Here is a 13,980-nt window from a genome sequence, read left to right as displayed (position 1 = left end):
CGCTCCTTTCATCGAATTCTGCGAAGATGGAATTTGCTTAATGTGCCGCCTGCAATAAGAAAGAACAGTATCGCTCCCTGCAGCATCTCCGAAATCGAGGATGGAAGCCCGATCGTCTGCACGCTGTAACCTCCGACAATAAGACCGCCGAACAGAAAGGCGGAAACCACAAGCCCGATCGGATGCAGCTTGGCGAGCCAGGCCACGATGATTGCCGTATAGCCATAACCAGGGGATATGCCGTACATCAGACGATGCGTGACGCCAGACACCTCCGCCATGCCAGCTAGGCCAGCTAAGCCGCCGCTGATCAGCATCACCAGCAAAATATGTCTGCTGATTCGAATGCCCGCGTTTTTAGCCGCTTCCGGATTGGCTCCGATCAGCCTAAGCTCATAGCCCCAACGCGTATACTTAATGAAGAAACCGTATAGAACGATAGCAACCAAACCGAACAGCAGTCCCAAATGCAGCCGGGTGTCACCCAATACGGGAAGCGACTGAGCCTCTGTAAACATCGGCGTGCCCGGAAAGTTCATGCCTTTGGGGTCCTTCCAAGGACCGAATACGAAATAATCCATCGCCAGCAGCGCGACGTAATTGAGCATGAGTGAGGTGACAAGCTCATTGACTTGAAAATAGGTACGCGGAATCGCCGTCAGCAATCCCCAGATCCCTCCTGCAACAATGCTGAAGACGATCATTGTCGGAATAATGAGAAGACCGGGCATATTTGGAAAATAAACCGTAACCGCAGTCGCGGCCATCGCTCCTGCCGCAAATTGCCCTTCCGCTCCGATATTCCATACCGAAATTCGGTACGCAATGGTCACCCCGAGCCCGCACAGCAGTAGCGGTATCGTTTTAACGAGCGTTTCCGTTAAGCCATAAGACGTTCCAAACGCACCTGTGAACATTTTCTTATAGACAGGAAAAGGGTTCATGCCGTTCGCAGCAATGAAAATGCCACAAACGATTAAGGCTAGCAGCATCGATACAAATGGAATCCACCACGAGCTGTCTTTCTTGGTACTGTCGATTTCGATGCGATAGGAACGCCACCTCGGCCTGCTTGCTTGCTGCGTTGCCTCGACGGAAATCGTCCCGCCTTTGTGAAGGATTGGCTTTTGTTCACTCATCCCGCTTCCTCCTCCGCCGATTGGAGGCCTGCCATATACATGCCGATCTTCTCTCGATCCGCATCCTCCCGCCCCATCTCGCCAACAATTTTCCCGTTGAAAATAACGAGAATGCGGTCAGACAGCTGAATGACCTCATCCAGATCCTCCGAAATCAACAATACGCTTTTACCTTCATCCCTCATTTTCCCTAAAAGCAAATGAACCCCCTCGGTAGCCCCGACATCAAGCCCTTGCGTTGGATGCACAGCTACCATCAGGAGCGGCTCCTGGTCAACCTCCCTTGCAAAAAGCAGCTTTTGCTGGTTTCCGCCCGACAATTGCTGAACTGGCGTATCAAGACCCGCCGTTTTGACATCGAATTGGTCGACCAGCCCTTGTGACCAGGAGCGATTGTTACTTGTTCGAAGGAAACCTAAGCGTGAACGCTCGCCCTTTCGGTACGTTTTGAACAACAGATTGTCAACGATCCCTAAACTGCCGGCAAGCCCGCTTTTCATTCGATTTTCCGGTACATGAGCGATCCCCGCCTCAATCGCCGCCCGCACCGAACCGTTCCTAAGCTCCTTGCCTGCAAAATGAATCCTCCCCTGCTTCCAGCTCCGAAGTCCTGTCAGTACCTCGGCAAGCTCCTTCTGCCCATTGCCCGCTACGCCGGCGACACCGACAATTTCCCCCTCATGGACATGCAGCGAAAATTGATCAAGCGATTTCCTTCCATGATCCGCCTGCACATCGACCCTGGACACGGTAAGCAAAACCTTTCCTTGCGGCCGCGGCAGGAACGCACGGCTCTCGCCAATCTCCTTGCCGACCATCAGCTTTGCCAGCTCACGTTCATTTGTAGCTGTTTTCTCCATAGAATGAATCAGCTTCCCCTTGCGCATGACCGAAATATGGTCCGCAGCGGACATGACCTCCTTCAGCTTATGGGTGGTCAGAATGACCGTCTTTCCTTCTTCTTTCATTCGCTGCAGCGTCGTGAACAGCTGCTCAGCCTCACCAGGCGTCAGCACCGAGGTAGGTTCATCCAAAATAATGAGCTCCGCTCCGCGGTAAAGCGTTTTGACGATTTCGACCCGCTGCTGCTCACCTACGGATAATTGCCAAATCGGCCGATTAACCGGAAACGCTAAACCAAAACGATCCGCTATCGCTTCAATTTCCTGCTGCTTGCTGTTCATCCATTTTGGCCCCCGCCAAAAGGACGATCTCTCCCCAAGCACGATATTTTCTGCAGCAGTTAAGGTTTGGACGAGCCGGAAATTTTGAAAAACCATGCCGACTCCAAGCTTCATGGCATCCTTCGGAGATCGGATTTTTACCGGCTTGCCGTGGATGAAAATTTCGCCGCTCGTGGGCCGATAAACACCGGAGAGCATGCACATCATCGTGCTCTTCCCCGCTCCGTTCTCGCCAAGCAGCGCATGAATCTGTCCGGGCTTCGCATGAAAGTCAACATGGTCATTCGCGATGACCGTGCCGAACTGCTTCACAATCCCTCTCATCTCTACCGAGTACGTTTCATGCATAGGTTCCCTCCTAAAGTTTTGTATCAGAAACGAAAGTATCGTCTACATTTCTAATACAAAACTGCTTCGTAAGCATTACCTTTGTTTTGTTCTAAGCATTTGGGAAGCGGGCGTTTGCGGAAATAGCTGTTTATAAACCAACAAATCCCTTCATTCAGGGATTTGTTGATTGATCGGTATGTGTAAAGCTGCTTATTTTGGGATCGTGCCTTCAACGCCTTTGACAAACCAGTCCATCACCAAAATATCGTCGAGCGTCAGCGTTTTGCCTTCCTCGACCTTCACGGCTCCCGAAGCATCCGTGATTGGCCCTGTAAAGACATTCAGCTCTCCGTTAATGAGTTTGGCTTTCGTGTCTGTGACAAGCGTTTTTACATCCTCAGGCACGCTGGGCCCAATCGGTGCAATATCAACCATTCCATCGGCGAGCGAACCTGAATATTGCTCGCTTTTCCAAGTGCCGTCGATGATATCCTGAACGGTCTTCGTATAATAAGGACCCCAATTCCAAATCGGGTTCGTCAAGTAGGCTTCCGGTGCAAAACGCGTCATATCCGAGTCATTGCCTCCAGCCATTGCCCCCCGTTCAGCCGCCGCTTGTAGAGTAGCTGGGGAATCTTGATATGCCAGCAGCACATCCGCTCCTTTATCAAGCAAGCTGACCGCCGCTTGCCGCTCGGTTGTCGGATCATACCAGGTATTGGTCCATACGACGCTTACCTTGGCTTCCGGATTTACGCTTTGCACGCCAAGCGCAAAGGCATTGATGTTATAGATAACCTCCGGTATAGGAAACGCTCCAACATAACCGATCACGTTTTTCTTCGTGACTTTCCCTGCTGCAATGCCGCTTAAATAGCTGGCGTCATAGTTTTTGCCGAAGAACGTGCCCATATTGTCATTCGTTTTGTAACCGGCGGTATGAAGAAACTTCACGTTAGGAAATTTTTTGGCCACATTTAACGTGTAATCCATATAACCGAAGCTTGTAGTAAAGATGACGTCGTGGTTTTGCGCAAGCTCGGTAATGATTCGCTCGGCATCCGCGCTCTCCGGTACATTTTCGACCGTATCCGCTTTAATCCCCAGCTTCTCCTCCATGTACAACCGGCCCTTGTCATGCTCGAATGTCCAGCCGCCGTCTCCTGGAGGACCGATATAAACAAATGCGACGCGCGGAAGTTTTGCGGGCTCATCTGTCGCTGTGCCTTCAGTAGCTGCCTCCGTTGGCGTTGTGGTTGCGCCCCCGTTAGCCTTCTGGTTTGCGTTGTTGCCAGAACAACCGCTAAGGACCAATACGAGCGATAAAAGAAGTGCTGCACCTGTGAACATTGCCTTTTTGTAAGGATTCATACTGTTCCTCCCCGACTCTCTATTTTTCAAGAGTTAGCAGATGACTGTACACGCTGCAAAAGAGCCGCCATTCTCCTGTCGCAAAATGCTTACGTCAGCCTTTACAGTTCAGCTTTCGTAGCTCTCGCTAGTTTTGGTGGAAACCAATCACTTACTTTCAATATATATCCACGTTAACATTACGTCAATATATATAACATTAAATTCATAATAAAAATTTTATTGCTGAATATACCCCCGAAAAATTAAATGCATCATGTTTAATGTTATATATATTTACATTTATTACGCTTATTATTGACAAATCCATTTCGAATAGTGATCCCTCGCTTTTTCCATGTCAGATATGGTATCAATATCAATCAAAATAGTTCTATCTTTTACAGCTAGACCTTCTCCATTAAACAGAGGTGAACGAAACAGTTTTCGCGCACCCGCATCTCCCTCCAAACTCATTAAAGCCGCAAACATAGATCGCGCTATAACGGCAGGTGGCATCAACACAGGAATGCCATCGCTTATTTCTCCGGATCTAGTCGCAACAAAGTCCAGCTCCGGGTGGCTGCGCCAATAATGAATAAGCTCCTCGATCATTTCGGCTGAAATAAACGGCTGATCTGCTAGAGCAATGCAAACCGCTTCAACAGACGGATCTTCCTCCAATAGCACGCCAATTCCATATTTGATGGAATGCGCCATTCCCTTGGCCGCCTCCATGCACGGAGCGATATTGACGATAGAGTTCCCCCCTGCAAACGAATGGCTATCGCTGGGCTGCTGTCGCTTAGGCAACCAAGATAACGGGTCCTCCGGGTGTACGACGACAACCACTTGAGAGACAGAACTGGATAGAAGAGCTTGAAGCGCGAGGCTTGCAAGCGGCTTATTTGTCGCCAGCTCTAACGATTGCTTGCGCATTCCCATGCGCCTGCTTTGCCCTGCCGCCAAATAAAGGGCCGAAATCGACATCCCTTCCCCACTCCTTCCTAGAGCGCTGCTTAATGCCCGCTCTTATGGCAATCAGTTCGGCGGCTATACTAACCGCAATTTCTGCCGGACCATCCGCACCGATAGACAGACCGATAGGCGCTCTTACATTTGAAGGAATTAAAAAGGTCTCGAACAGCAGCCGAATGCGTTTCTTCGAGCCCATGACACCGATGTATACTAGCTTCAGCGGCAAAGCGAGCCGAATCATTTCCCTATCCTGCTGAAGCTGATGGCTGCAAACGATTAAATAATCATCTGGGCGAAAACAAACCTCCTCCATAATTTCCACAGGCGTACCTACGATACATTCTGCATCCGGATAGCGCTCCTTTGTGCATATTGCTCCCCGCCAATCCGCAATGACAATATGGAATCCGATGGATTTCACTAAAGCGTATAAAGCATCCGTATCCTTGCCCGCTCCAAACAAAACAAGCCGCGGCCTTGGGCAGATGTCCATTGACATTCTAACCCAGCCTTCCTCATGCCTATCGGTATAACATGGTGCGTCTTCTTCAAAGGTAACATCGGTAAACGAATAACTGATAGCATGGTCATTCCAGCTTCGAGTAAGCCTAACAGACTGGCCTTCGTCGTTATACTCTTTCGCTTTCAGCAAAACCGCTCGCAAACATTCATTGACCGGCTCTAATAGCAAGCGGATCTCCCCTCCGCAACCGATGGCCTCGCCCCAGATCACATCTTTATCCTGATTCATGTTATAGTCGATACAAGAAAATCGGCCTGTAGTCCATACCTCCTCGGCACGCTCCATGAGATCATGCTCCAAACAGCCCGGGCTTATAGAGCCAATTTGCTTACCCCCGATTATGAACAGCATTGTTGCGCCAGCCTTGCGATAAGAATGGCCCTCCACGCAAACGATAGTCGCAAGTACTGCTCTTTGATTCTCTTCCCTCACCGCTGTTAATATCTCATGCATATCCATCCGATATCCCTCCCTAAGCATCCAGCCTTGCCAAGGTTTCGATTAGCCGTTTGAACGAACTTATTCTTATAACCGCTCAATTAGCTTTCTTAGCGAGCGGTCCGCTTCCTTGAGAACGATCTTCTTATCAACCGTCCTAACAAGCTTGTTCTCCATAACCAGTTGTCCGTCGATAAGCACCGTATCCACATCGCCTCTCGTCGCGGCATAAACAACTCGGGAATACCAGTCCGCGTCAAAGGAAGGGTATACGTGGAAGTCCTCCAAATCCAGCAGCTGCAAATCAGCAAGTTTGCCTACCTCGACGCTGCCGATCTCCTTTTCTAATCCGAGCACCTTCGCGCCTCCCATCGTCGCCATTCGCAAAACCGTCTTCGCGTTCATTACCGTTGGGCCATGCTTCACCTTCTGCATATAAGCCGTTAATCTCATTTCCTGAAACATATCCAGGTTGTTATTGCAAGGTGCGCCATCTGCTCCAATCCCGACATCAATTCCTTGTTCGAGCATTAGCGGGATCTCCGCCACGCCGGATGCCAGCTTCATATTAGAGCCGGGACAATGCGTGACTTTCACTCCCCGCTCACGTATGATCTGTTTCTCCTCATCATCCAGCCAAATGCTATGAGCTAAAATTAAATTCGGCCTCGCGAGGCCAATGTGATCCAGGTAGACGACATTCCTCATGCCGCGTTCCGCTTCTACCATCGCGATTTCGCCTGCATTTTCGGAAGCATGGGTGTGTACCATGACACCGTACTTGGCTGACAAGTCACGAACACCGACAAGCAGTTCTTCCGTACAAGAGACAACAAACCTCGGACAGAAAGCATATTGAATTCTCCCATTTTCAGTGCCGTGCCACTTCTCCAGCAAATCCACACTGTCCTGCAGCGATTTTTGCGTATTTTCCTGCAGAGCTAGAGGAACCTCAGTGCCATGGTCCATCATCACCTTGCCTGAGAGTGCCCGAATGCCGCTTTCCTTAATGGCTTGAAATGCAGATTCCGTATAATGCACGGTTTCCATGTCCAATATCGTCGTTGTTCCGCTGCGGATCAGCTCGCCAATTCCCAACATAGCCGAATAATAAACGGAATCCTCGCTGTGCGCGGCTTCGAGCGGCCAAATTTTTTCTTTCAGCCATTCAATAAGCGACAAGTCATCAGCTCTGCCACGGAACAGCGTCTGACAAAGATGAATATGTGTCTGCACGAAACCCGGAAGCAGCACCTTGCCGCCAGCGTCAATGACACGGTCAGCATCCATCGCCTCAAGTCCTTCACCTAACTGCATAATCCGATTTCCTTCTATTAAAACATCCCCGGTAAAAATATCATCCTTCGCATTCATTGTCATGATGACTGCGTTGCGAATTAATATCGTAGACATCTAATTTCCCCCTCATGTCAAACTCGCAAGTTTTCTGTTTAATTATTATAATTTTCTGACTTTTTAAAATGGACCAATGACTTCTTTACCGCTGCTTAAAAGGATGCTATGCATTTGCTCACCTGTCAGCATCTCTCAGCCGGACTGCCAAACAGAAAGTAAATAAGTCGTTTCACTTTCGTAATGTAAGATTATATAACATCATAATGCAGAATTCACCGTTAAGCAATACATTTCATGAAATAATTATACGCACATCTTTCGGATTTCGTTCGAACATAACATGTACTTCACGCATTAGCCACGGCGAACCGGCTAGTTATGAAAAAGGCACCGATCCGGGATCGGTGCCTTTCATTTTAAGGTTTATTTATGCTTATTTTCTGAGAATTGCGGGCCGACGACAAGAAATCGGGGATCATCTGTTCAAAGATGAGTCTTCTCGCAAACATGGCATCGTTCCGCTTCGTAATTTTTTTGCGAATAACAATAACCAGCTCATACTCCGGAACAATTAGCAAATATTGTCCGCCATGACCAAACGCAAAATAGCAGTCGCATTGTCCGTTATGGCTCTCAGGCGAGTGCCACCAATGGTAGCCATACCCTCCGTAGATCGGAGGCTCATATTGCAATAGTCCTTTGTGATGAAGAGCAGTAGACTCATCCACCCAAGCTGCCGACACGAGCTGCTTATCCCCGAAACGACCTTTTTGGGCGTATAGAGCACCGATTCGAGCCAGATCCCTACCGGTGAGATAGAGCCCTGTTCCCCCTTCATTAACACCCGTTCTTTCCATCCAGCGAGCGCTTTGGAAACCAAGCGGCTCAAATAAATGCTCCTTTGCGAACGAAAGCGCGGACATGCCTGCCGCTTCCGTTAGAATCGCCGATAGCAAATGCGACCCTCCCGAATTATAGGCAAATGCAGCTCCCGGTGCGGAAATCAGCGGCTGGTCAAAAACGTATGCTACCGGATCCGGCGCTGCTTTGAACGTTTTGTAAGGCTTATCAAAATCTGGCCATTCAAAGCCCGGCGTCATTGTAAGCAAATGCTTGATTGTAATCTGACTGAGCGCCTCGGAGATTTCTATCGGATGCTTAAGAAAGGTTGTGATTGGCTGCTCCACATCCGAAATAACGCCTTTATCAACGGCAATGCCGATCAGAACGGACAAAACGCTCTTTGTACAGGAATATAACGGTCCGATCGTATCCTTGCCGCTCGCGTACCATTCACCAAGAAGGCGTTCGCCTTTCATAACGATAACCGTGTTTATTTTCCATTCCGACAGCTGCTTGTTATAGGAATCCAGATCCATTGGTTTCATATCCGGTGACGACCTTTCTATGATGCGTTTCTTTGCTGCTGTTCAGCTTGATTCAGCTTCGGCAATCCGATGGACACAAGGACAACCAACACCGATAACACGGCCACCCAAACAAAGATCGTATGTAGGCTAGCTGAAAGTACGGATGCTTCAATCGTATCCGCACTGCCGGTATGGAGCAGCAAGCCGAAAATCGTAATTCCAATCGTTTGCCCTAAGGTGCGAATGAAATTATTGCTGGCTACAGCGGAGCCTCGAAGCTCCCAGCCAACCGAAGAGGATACGGCAACCGTTAAGGACGTCAGCGACAAACCAAATGACAACCCTGCCATAAAAGTATAGACGATGAATAATACAATGGAAGTGGAAGCTGTCATGAAAGCAAATCCGATACTGCTGGCCAGCAAGAAGCAAGAACCGATCACGCCGATAAACCGCAATCCTTTTTTGGAAATCCAATTGCCTGCCAAAATCGAACCGAGCGGCCATGCGACAGAAAGTGGTATCATCGCCAGACCGGAATAAGTAGCCGGTTTATCGAAGACGCCTTGAATCCAGAGCGGTAAATAAAAAATAATGACTACGTTAATGACGCAAAGCAAAAAGCTGTCCAAATTCGCCATGCTTATGATTCGATTGCGAAACAGTTGAAAGGGAATGATTGGCTCGGGTGACCGAACTTCGATACGAGCAAATATAATAAAAAACAATACAGAGATGCCAAACAGCAAGCCCATCAGCCCGAAAGAGCCGGATTCGTCTGTGTTTTCACGCAGCAGCGTCATGGCATAGAGAAAGCTGAACATGGCGATCGTAAAGGTGGCAATGCCCGGATAGTCGATATGTCTTTTCTTCTTCTCAATCGTCTCCCTCAAGGAAGTCGACAATAAATAGATGGCAACGATGCCGAAAGGCAAATTCATGTAAAAAATCGCTCGCCAAGATATGTAATCTACAAGCAGGCCGCCCATCAAAGGACCGGATATTCCTGCAATTCCCCAAATACTCGACATCCAACCCTGGACTTTAGCCCGTTGCTCAAAGGGGTACAAATCCCCGATAATAGTATAAGGAATCGTGGTTAACGCTCCGGCACCCAAGCCCTGCAAAGCCCGAAACCATATGAGCTGATTCATCGATTGTGCCACGCCGGACAGCATAGAACCAGCGAGGAAGATCAAGGCTCCAATAATGAACATCTTTTTCCTTCCGTACAAATCGGACAGCTTGCCATACACGGGTGTTGTAATCACCGTTGCTAGCAAATAGATCGATATGATCCAGCTGTATTGTTGAATGCCTTGCAATTCCCCAGTGATGCTTGGCATTGCCGTGCTGACGATCGTTCCTTCAATCGCTGCTAGAAACGTAGCGACGAACAAGGCAATGGTAACTTTTTTGCGAGTCTGATTAGCGTTCATTGTCCATCCTTTCGGTGTCTCCGTATAGGAAAATAGAATAATAAAGATGATTATCTCTTCTATTATGATCGCTGCATACATGAAATATCAACGTATTTATTGTTTTAAGACGTTTGCAATAAATTTTGCCGTTTCCATTGAAAGCACTCGTGTGTACAGATTCGGAGAATATATGGCGATTTTTCTTTTTCATTGAGTTTCCAAAACCCGATATCGCCAAACAGTTGGCATAATGCTTGTTCAGCTGCTTTGCAAGCTGCTTGTTCTTCTGCCAGCAGGGTCATGCATATTGTAAAACAGAGCGATTCAAACCGCCGTAAATCTTCAACCTTTTTCTGGAAATCCAACATGTGAATAGTCGCCCCTTCATGCCACTTGAAACCTATTCTCTATTGTATCTGCTCGATAAGGCCAATTAGTTACGAAATGGTTAAATTTGAATCATTCTTCACCTACCCGCGTATGAATGGTATTCAAGCGAATTCGGATGTGTTAACCTATATAAAGCCCATGATCATCATCATGCATGATATGGAAGATAAGGATGTTGTTTAATGTATGATTTATTATTAAGTATCATAGAAGAAATCGGTTATTTCGCTTTGTTCCTCGTCCTCTGTCTCGGCTTAATCGGCCTGCCCATTCCCAATGAAGCCGTAGTTATGACAGGCGGCGCATTAGCGGAATCGGGCGTTTTATCGCCTATACCTGCCTTCATGATGACCTTTCTAGGCATTTGCTCCGCAATGACTTTCGGTTACAGCATCGGAAGATTTGCAGGAAGCAAGCTGACGGTCTGGTTCAGCAGCAAGAAGAATATTAGCAAATTTGTCGAAAAATCCGAGCAGTTAAGCGAGCGTTATGGCGGTTATGCCATTAGCCTTAGCCTCTGTCTCCCCTTTTTGAGGCATGTAACCCCGTATGTGATGGGGATGAACCGGATGGCCTACAAACGATTCGCCATATTTGCTTATCCTTCCGCGCTTATTTGGACGCTGATTTACTTTTTTATCGGCTCTGTTGTCGGGGATCAAGTTCAGGATCTATCCAATCACATTTACCAATACGGAACATGGATCATCTATGTGTTAGCCGCAGTCGTTGTCCTCTTTGTTGCCTACAAATATGTAAAAGGCAAACAAGCCAAAGACCAAGTTGACCGTCCGATGTAGCCCTCCGTATTCAAATAAAGGAATCAGCCTAATGACGCGCTAGTTCCTTTATTTAAATAGAAGACTTTATAGGTTTCACGCGATAAAATATTTTCTATTTCTACGGCAAACGGCCTCATCGTCCTCCACTTGCAGAGGACGGTGAGGCCGTTTCATCTTAATTTAATTTACTGTCTAAAATGGCGAAAACCAGAGAAAACGGTTGATATACCTAAATGTAAGCGCTTAAGTAAAGTTTTGATATTGATCAAGGATGCCATAATTATTGTATAATTACGCCTAGTGTGCATCGGCCCCGACTTTTCTGAGAGTGGAAAGTCAATTCAGTCATCGGATTGCGAGCGGTATAGCTCCTCCGACAAAAAATTCAAGGAGGCTTCTTTGTTTTGCTCGAAAAACTGAAAAAATCATGGTTTTCTAATGTTCGGGGAGATGTACTGGCAGGGATAACGGTTGCCTTAGCCCTTATTCCCGAATCCATCTCCTTCTCGCTAATGGTTGGCGTTGGTCCCATGGTCGGCCTGTACGCTTCGTTCTGCATGGCTGTCATGATTTCCATCGTCGGCGGGAGGCCCGGCATGATCTCCGCTGCCACGGGCGCAATGGCCCTTCTCATGGTTTCCCTTGTCAAGGATCATGGCATAGAGTATTTGTTCGCAGCGACAATTCTAGCTGGTATCCTGCAGTATATCATGGGTGTTCTGAAGCTTGGCCAGCTGATTCAATTCGTTCCGCAATCCGTCATGCTCGGCTTTGTCAACGCGCTTGGCATTCTCATTTTCACGACCCAGCTCGTTCATTTCGTTGGCGCTACCTGGATCATGTATGCTCTCGTCGCTTTAACTCTGGTCATCATTTATACGCTGCCTAAGTTTACAAAGGTAATCCCGTCTCCCTTAGCAGCGATTATTATTGTTTCCGTCATTGCCGTTGCCATTGGCGCCGATCTCAAAACCGTAGGCGACAGAGGCATAATTGAAAGCACGCTGCCGATTTTTCATATTCCGGACGTACTTTTCTCACTTAAGACAATATGGATCATTTTACCCTACTCCTTCTCTCTAGCTATTGTCGGTATTTTGGAATCGCTCTTAACCGCTTCGGTTCTCGATGAGATGACGGATACGACCAGCAACAAGAACAAAGAAGTTCGTGGGCAAGGCATAGCGAATATGGCAACAGGCTTCTTCGGTGGAATGGCTGGCTGCGCGTTAATTGGCCAATCGGTCATTAATGTCAAATCTGGCGGCCGTTCTAGACTTTCTACTCTCGTGGCTGGGTCGTTCCTGCTCTTTCTTATCATGGCCTTAAGCGATGTGGTCAATAACATTCCGATGGCTGCCCTAGTCGGTGTTATGATCATGGTTTCGATCAGCACCTTTGACTGGAAATCAGTCATTCATATCCATAAGGTTCCACGCGCTGATGCTGTGATTATGATCGTTACCGTTGTGATCGTGCTCATTACTCATGATTTATCAAAAGGTGTTTTTGCAGGAGTTGTTCTAAGCGCATTTGTATTCGTTGGGAAAATGGCAAAAATTCGCGTGGCTGTCTCATCCGACAAAACCAAGGGCCGTACCTATAAAATCGCTGGACAGCTTTTTTTCGGAACGACAAGCCGCTTTGTTTCTCTATTTGATTACCAAAGCGACCCCCTCCAAATTACGCTGGACTTCAGCGGCTCCCATGTATGGGATCAATCAGCCGTTACGGCTATCGCTAAAGTAAAAAGCAAATATGAGCAGCAAGGCAAACAAGTATCTTTTATCGGACTTAATGATGAAAGCAAGTTGATAATTCGCAAGCTAGGCTTAACCTCATCCAACGGTCATTAAACAAATAAGGCCATGCGAGCCTCTCTCATCAGAGAGAGCCCGCATGGCCTTGTGTATATTCCTTTATTCTGCTTTTTCAAGCTTAGCCTTTGCCGTGTCGACGAGAAAATCGAACAATTCGTCGTCCTCCTCTAGCAAATCCTCTAAAGCCAGCAGCTCTTCTTCCTTGCCGGATTCATGCAGGAAAAACAAGCCGTAGCCCCATTCTTTCCCTTTCTTGCTGTGCAAAGCAATCTCATACTCATTGGCATGCCCATCCACTCCGAAATGTACCTTGCCTACGTAGCCGTCCTCCTTGGCATACGTCATCGATGCTTCCAATACTTGAATATTAATCACTGTTGTTCTTCCTTCCTGTTGGTTGTTACGGTGTGAGCTGATTCACTTGATTCAGCAGCTCATTAATTTTGTTGATCGTATCCGGAATACCCGTCGAATCGAAAGCGGCTCTTCCTTGTTCTATATTCGTCAGAGCCTGATCAAGACCCTTCTGAAGCGTCGCGTTATATTCGGAAATCGACTCATGAATTTTTTGGGCATATTCCGGGACTTGTAGCCCTTCATATTGAACAACCTGCTCCTTTAACGCAAGCAGCTTCTCTTTCAGATTCGTTCTGGCATCCAAATCAGTGACGGCCTGCTCAGCAAGTGTATTCATTTCTTGTCCAAAATCCGTTAACGATTGTAAGTAATCCGTTGTTTCCGATGCAAAATTTACCGTTTGCCCTACTTCATTCATAATACCACAGCCAGAAGTCAGAAGCATTACAGAGAGCAGTAGCATGGTTACGCTGCGCTTTATCATCCGATCACTCCTTATTTTTACTCAAGTCTTCTAGATGAACGCCTATCCATCTTCATGC

The 13,980-nt window shown here is 47.6% G+C and carries 13 protein-coding genes; 2 read left to right on the top strand and 11 right to left on the bottom strand.

From position 1 onward, the window contains the following. Nucleotides 1–8: 8 nt before the first annotated feature. From FJQ58_RS28435 to FJQ58_RS28395, 9 genes are all read right to left on the bottom strand, one after another. Nucleotides 9–1,139, bottom strand: coding sequence for an ABC transporter permease (locus tag FJQ58_RS28435; protein WP_139998640.1), 1,131 nt, complete (start codon nucleotides 1,137–1,139; stop codon nucleotides 9–11). Next, nucleotides 1,136–2,671 carry an ABC transporter ATP-binding protein gene (locus FJQ58_RS28430; RefSeq protein WP_139998638.1) on the bottom strand — a complete coding sequence of 512 codons (1,536 nt, stop codon included), beginning with the start codon at nucleotides 2,669–2,671 and terminating at the stop codon, nucleotides 1,136–1,138. The genes FJQ58_RS28435 and FJQ58_RS28430 overlap by 4 nt, the downstream gene beginning before the upstream one ends. A 192-nt stretch (nucleotides 2,672–2,863) precedes the next feature. Beyond that, complete coding sequence (locus tag FJQ58_RS28425) at nucleotides 2,864–4,024, bottom strand: BMP family ABC transporter substrate-binding protein (protein ID WP_238404374.1); 1,161 nt, start codon at nucleotides 4,022–4,024, stop codon at nucleotides 2,864–2,866. A gap of 294 nt (nucleotides 4,025–4,318) precedes the next feature. Continuing rightward, nucleotides 4,319–4,993: a nucleotidyltransferase family protein gene (locus FJQ58_RS28420; RefSeq protein WP_139998636.1), complete on the bottom strand. Its 675-nt coding sequence runs from the start codon at nucleotides 4,991–4,993 to the stop codon at nucleotides 4,319–4,321. After that, nucleotides 4,908–5,963 carry an XdhC family protein gene (locus tag FJQ58_RS28415; RefSeq protein WP_162341815.1) on the bottom strand — a complete coding sequence of 352 codons (1,056 nt, stop codon included), beginning with the start codon at nucleotides 5,961–5,963 and terminating at the stop codon, nucleotides 4,908–4,910. Before FJQ58_RS28415 ends, FJQ58_RS28420 begins: the two co-directional genes overlap by 86 nt. 66 nt (nucleotides 5,964–6,029) lie before the next feature. Continuing rightward, nucleotides 6,030–7,355: a 5'-deoxyadenosine deaminase gene (locus tag FJQ58_RS28410; protein ID WP_139998632.1), complete on the bottom strand. Its 1,326-nt coding sequence runs from the start codon at nucleotides 7,353–7,355 to the stop codon at nucleotides 6,030–6,032. 359 nt (nucleotides 7,356–7,714) lie between these two features. Beyond that, nucleotides 7,715–8,686: a serine hydrolase domain-containing protein gene (locus tag FJQ58_RS28405; RefSeq protein ID WP_139998629.1), complete on the bottom strand. Its 972-nt coding sequence runs from the start codon at nucleotides 8,684–8,686 to the stop codon at nucleotides 7,715–7,717. A gap of 17 nt (nucleotides 8,687–8,703) precedes the next feature. Continuing rightward, nucleotides 8,704–10,107, bottom strand: a complete 1,404-nt coding sequence (locus FJQ58_RS28400) for an MDR family MFS transporter (RefSeq protein WP_139998627.1) — start codon at nucleotides 10,105–10,107, stop codon at nucleotides 8,704–8,706. A gap of 104 nt (nucleotides 10,108–10,211) precedes the next feature. Beyond that, complete coding sequence (locus FJQ58_RS28395; RefSeq protein ID WP_139998625.1) at nucleotides 10,212–10,457, bottom strand: hypothetical protein; 246 nt, start codon at nucleotides 10,455–10,457, stop codon at nucleotides 10,212–10,214. Nucleotides 10,458–10,661: 204 nt separating this feature from the next. On the opposite strand from FJQ58_RS28395, the gene FJQ58_RS28390 reads away from it, so the two are divergent. Both FJQ58_RS28390 and FJQ58_RS28385 read left to right on the top strand, forming a co-directional pair. After that, nucleotides 10,662–11,279: a DedA family protein gene (locus FJQ58_RS28390; RefSeq protein WP_139998623.1), complete on the top strand. Its 618-nt coding sequence runs from the start codon at nucleotides 10,662–10,664 to the stop codon at nucleotides 11,277–11,279. A 386-nt stretch (nucleotides 11,280–11,665) separates the two neighbouring features. Beyond that, entirely contained in the window at nucleotides 11,666–13,117 is a 1,452-nt protein-coding gene (locus FJQ58_RS28385) for a SulP family inorganic anion transporter (protein WP_139998621.1), read from the top strand. Between the two features lie 63 nt (nucleotides 13,118–13,180). Here the strand turns inward: FJQ58_RS28385 and FJQ58_RS28380 are convergent, their stop codons facing one another. After that, complete coding sequence (locus FJQ58_RS28380) at nucleotides 13,181–13,456, bottom strand: hypothetical protein (protein ID WP_338016177.1); 276 nt, start codon at nucleotides 13,454–13,456, stop codon at nucleotides 13,181–13,183. Nucleotides 13,457–13,481: 25 nt separating this feature from the next. Continuing rightward, complete coding sequence (locus FJQ58_RS28375) at nucleotides 13,482–13,922, bottom strand: DUF6376 family protein (RefSeq protein ID WP_139998619.1); 441 nt, start codon at nucleotides 13,920–13,922, stop codon at nucleotides 13,482–13,484. Nucleotides 13,923–13,980: the final 58 nt, after the last annotated feature.

The organism is Paenibacillus paridis, assembly GCF_006345825.1.
Taxonomy (GTDB): Bacteria; Bacillota; Bacilli; order Paenibacillales; family Paenibacillaceae; genus Pristimantibacillus; species Pristimantibacillus paridis.
Note: the sequence above shows the minus strand (reverse complement) of the source record. Positions and strands in the feature narration are given on the sequence as shown.

Excerpts from the sequence above, each read along its gene's own strand:
- FJQ58_RS28435 (WP_139998640.1), bottom strand. The coding sequence starts at position 1,139 with ATGAGTGAACAAAAGCCAATCCTTCACAAAGGCGGGACGATTTCCGTC.
- FJQ58_RS28430 (WP_139998638.1), bottom strand. The coding sequence starts at position 2,671 with ATGCATGAAACGTACTCGGTAGAGATGAGAGGGATTGTGAAGCAGTTC.
- FJQ58_RS28425 (WP_238404374.1), bottom strand. The coding sequence starts at position 4,024 with ATGAATCCTTACAAAAAGGCAATGTTCACAGGTGCAGCACTTCTTTTA.
- FJQ58_RS28420 (WP_139998636.1), bottom strand. The coding sequence starts at position 4,993 with ATGTCGATTTCGGCCCTTTATTTGGCGGCAGGGCAAAGCAGGCGCATG.
- FJQ58_RS28415 (WP_162341815.1), bottom strand. The coding sequence starts at position 5,963 with ATGGATATGCATGAGATATTAACAGCGGTGAGGGAAGAGAATCAAAGA.
- FJQ58_RS28410 (WP_139998632.1), bottom strand. The coding sequence starts at position 7,355 with ATGTCTACGATATTAATTCGCAACGCAGTCATCATGACAATGAATGCG.
- FJQ58_RS28405 (WP_139998629.1), bottom strand. The coding sequence starts at position 8,686 with ATGAAACCAATGGATCTGGATTCCTATAACAAGCAGCTGTCGGAATGG.
- FJQ58_RS28400 (WP_139998627.1), bottom strand. The coding sequence starts at position 10,107 with ATGAACGCTAATCAGACTCGCAAAAAAGTTACCATTGCCTTGTTCGTC.
- FJQ58_RS28395 (WP_139998625.1), bottom strand. The coding sequence starts at position 10,457 with ATGTTGGATTTCCAGAAAAAGGTTGAAGATTTACGGCGGTTTGAATCG.
- FJQ58_RS28390 (WP_139998623.1), top strand. The coding sequence starts at position 10,662 with ATGTATGATTTATTATTAAGTATCATAGAAGAAATCGGTTATTTCGCT.
- FJQ58_RS28375 (WP_139998619.1), bottom strand. The coding sequence starts at position 13,922 with ATGATAAAGCGCAGCGTAACCATGCTACTGCTCTCTGTAATGCTTCTG.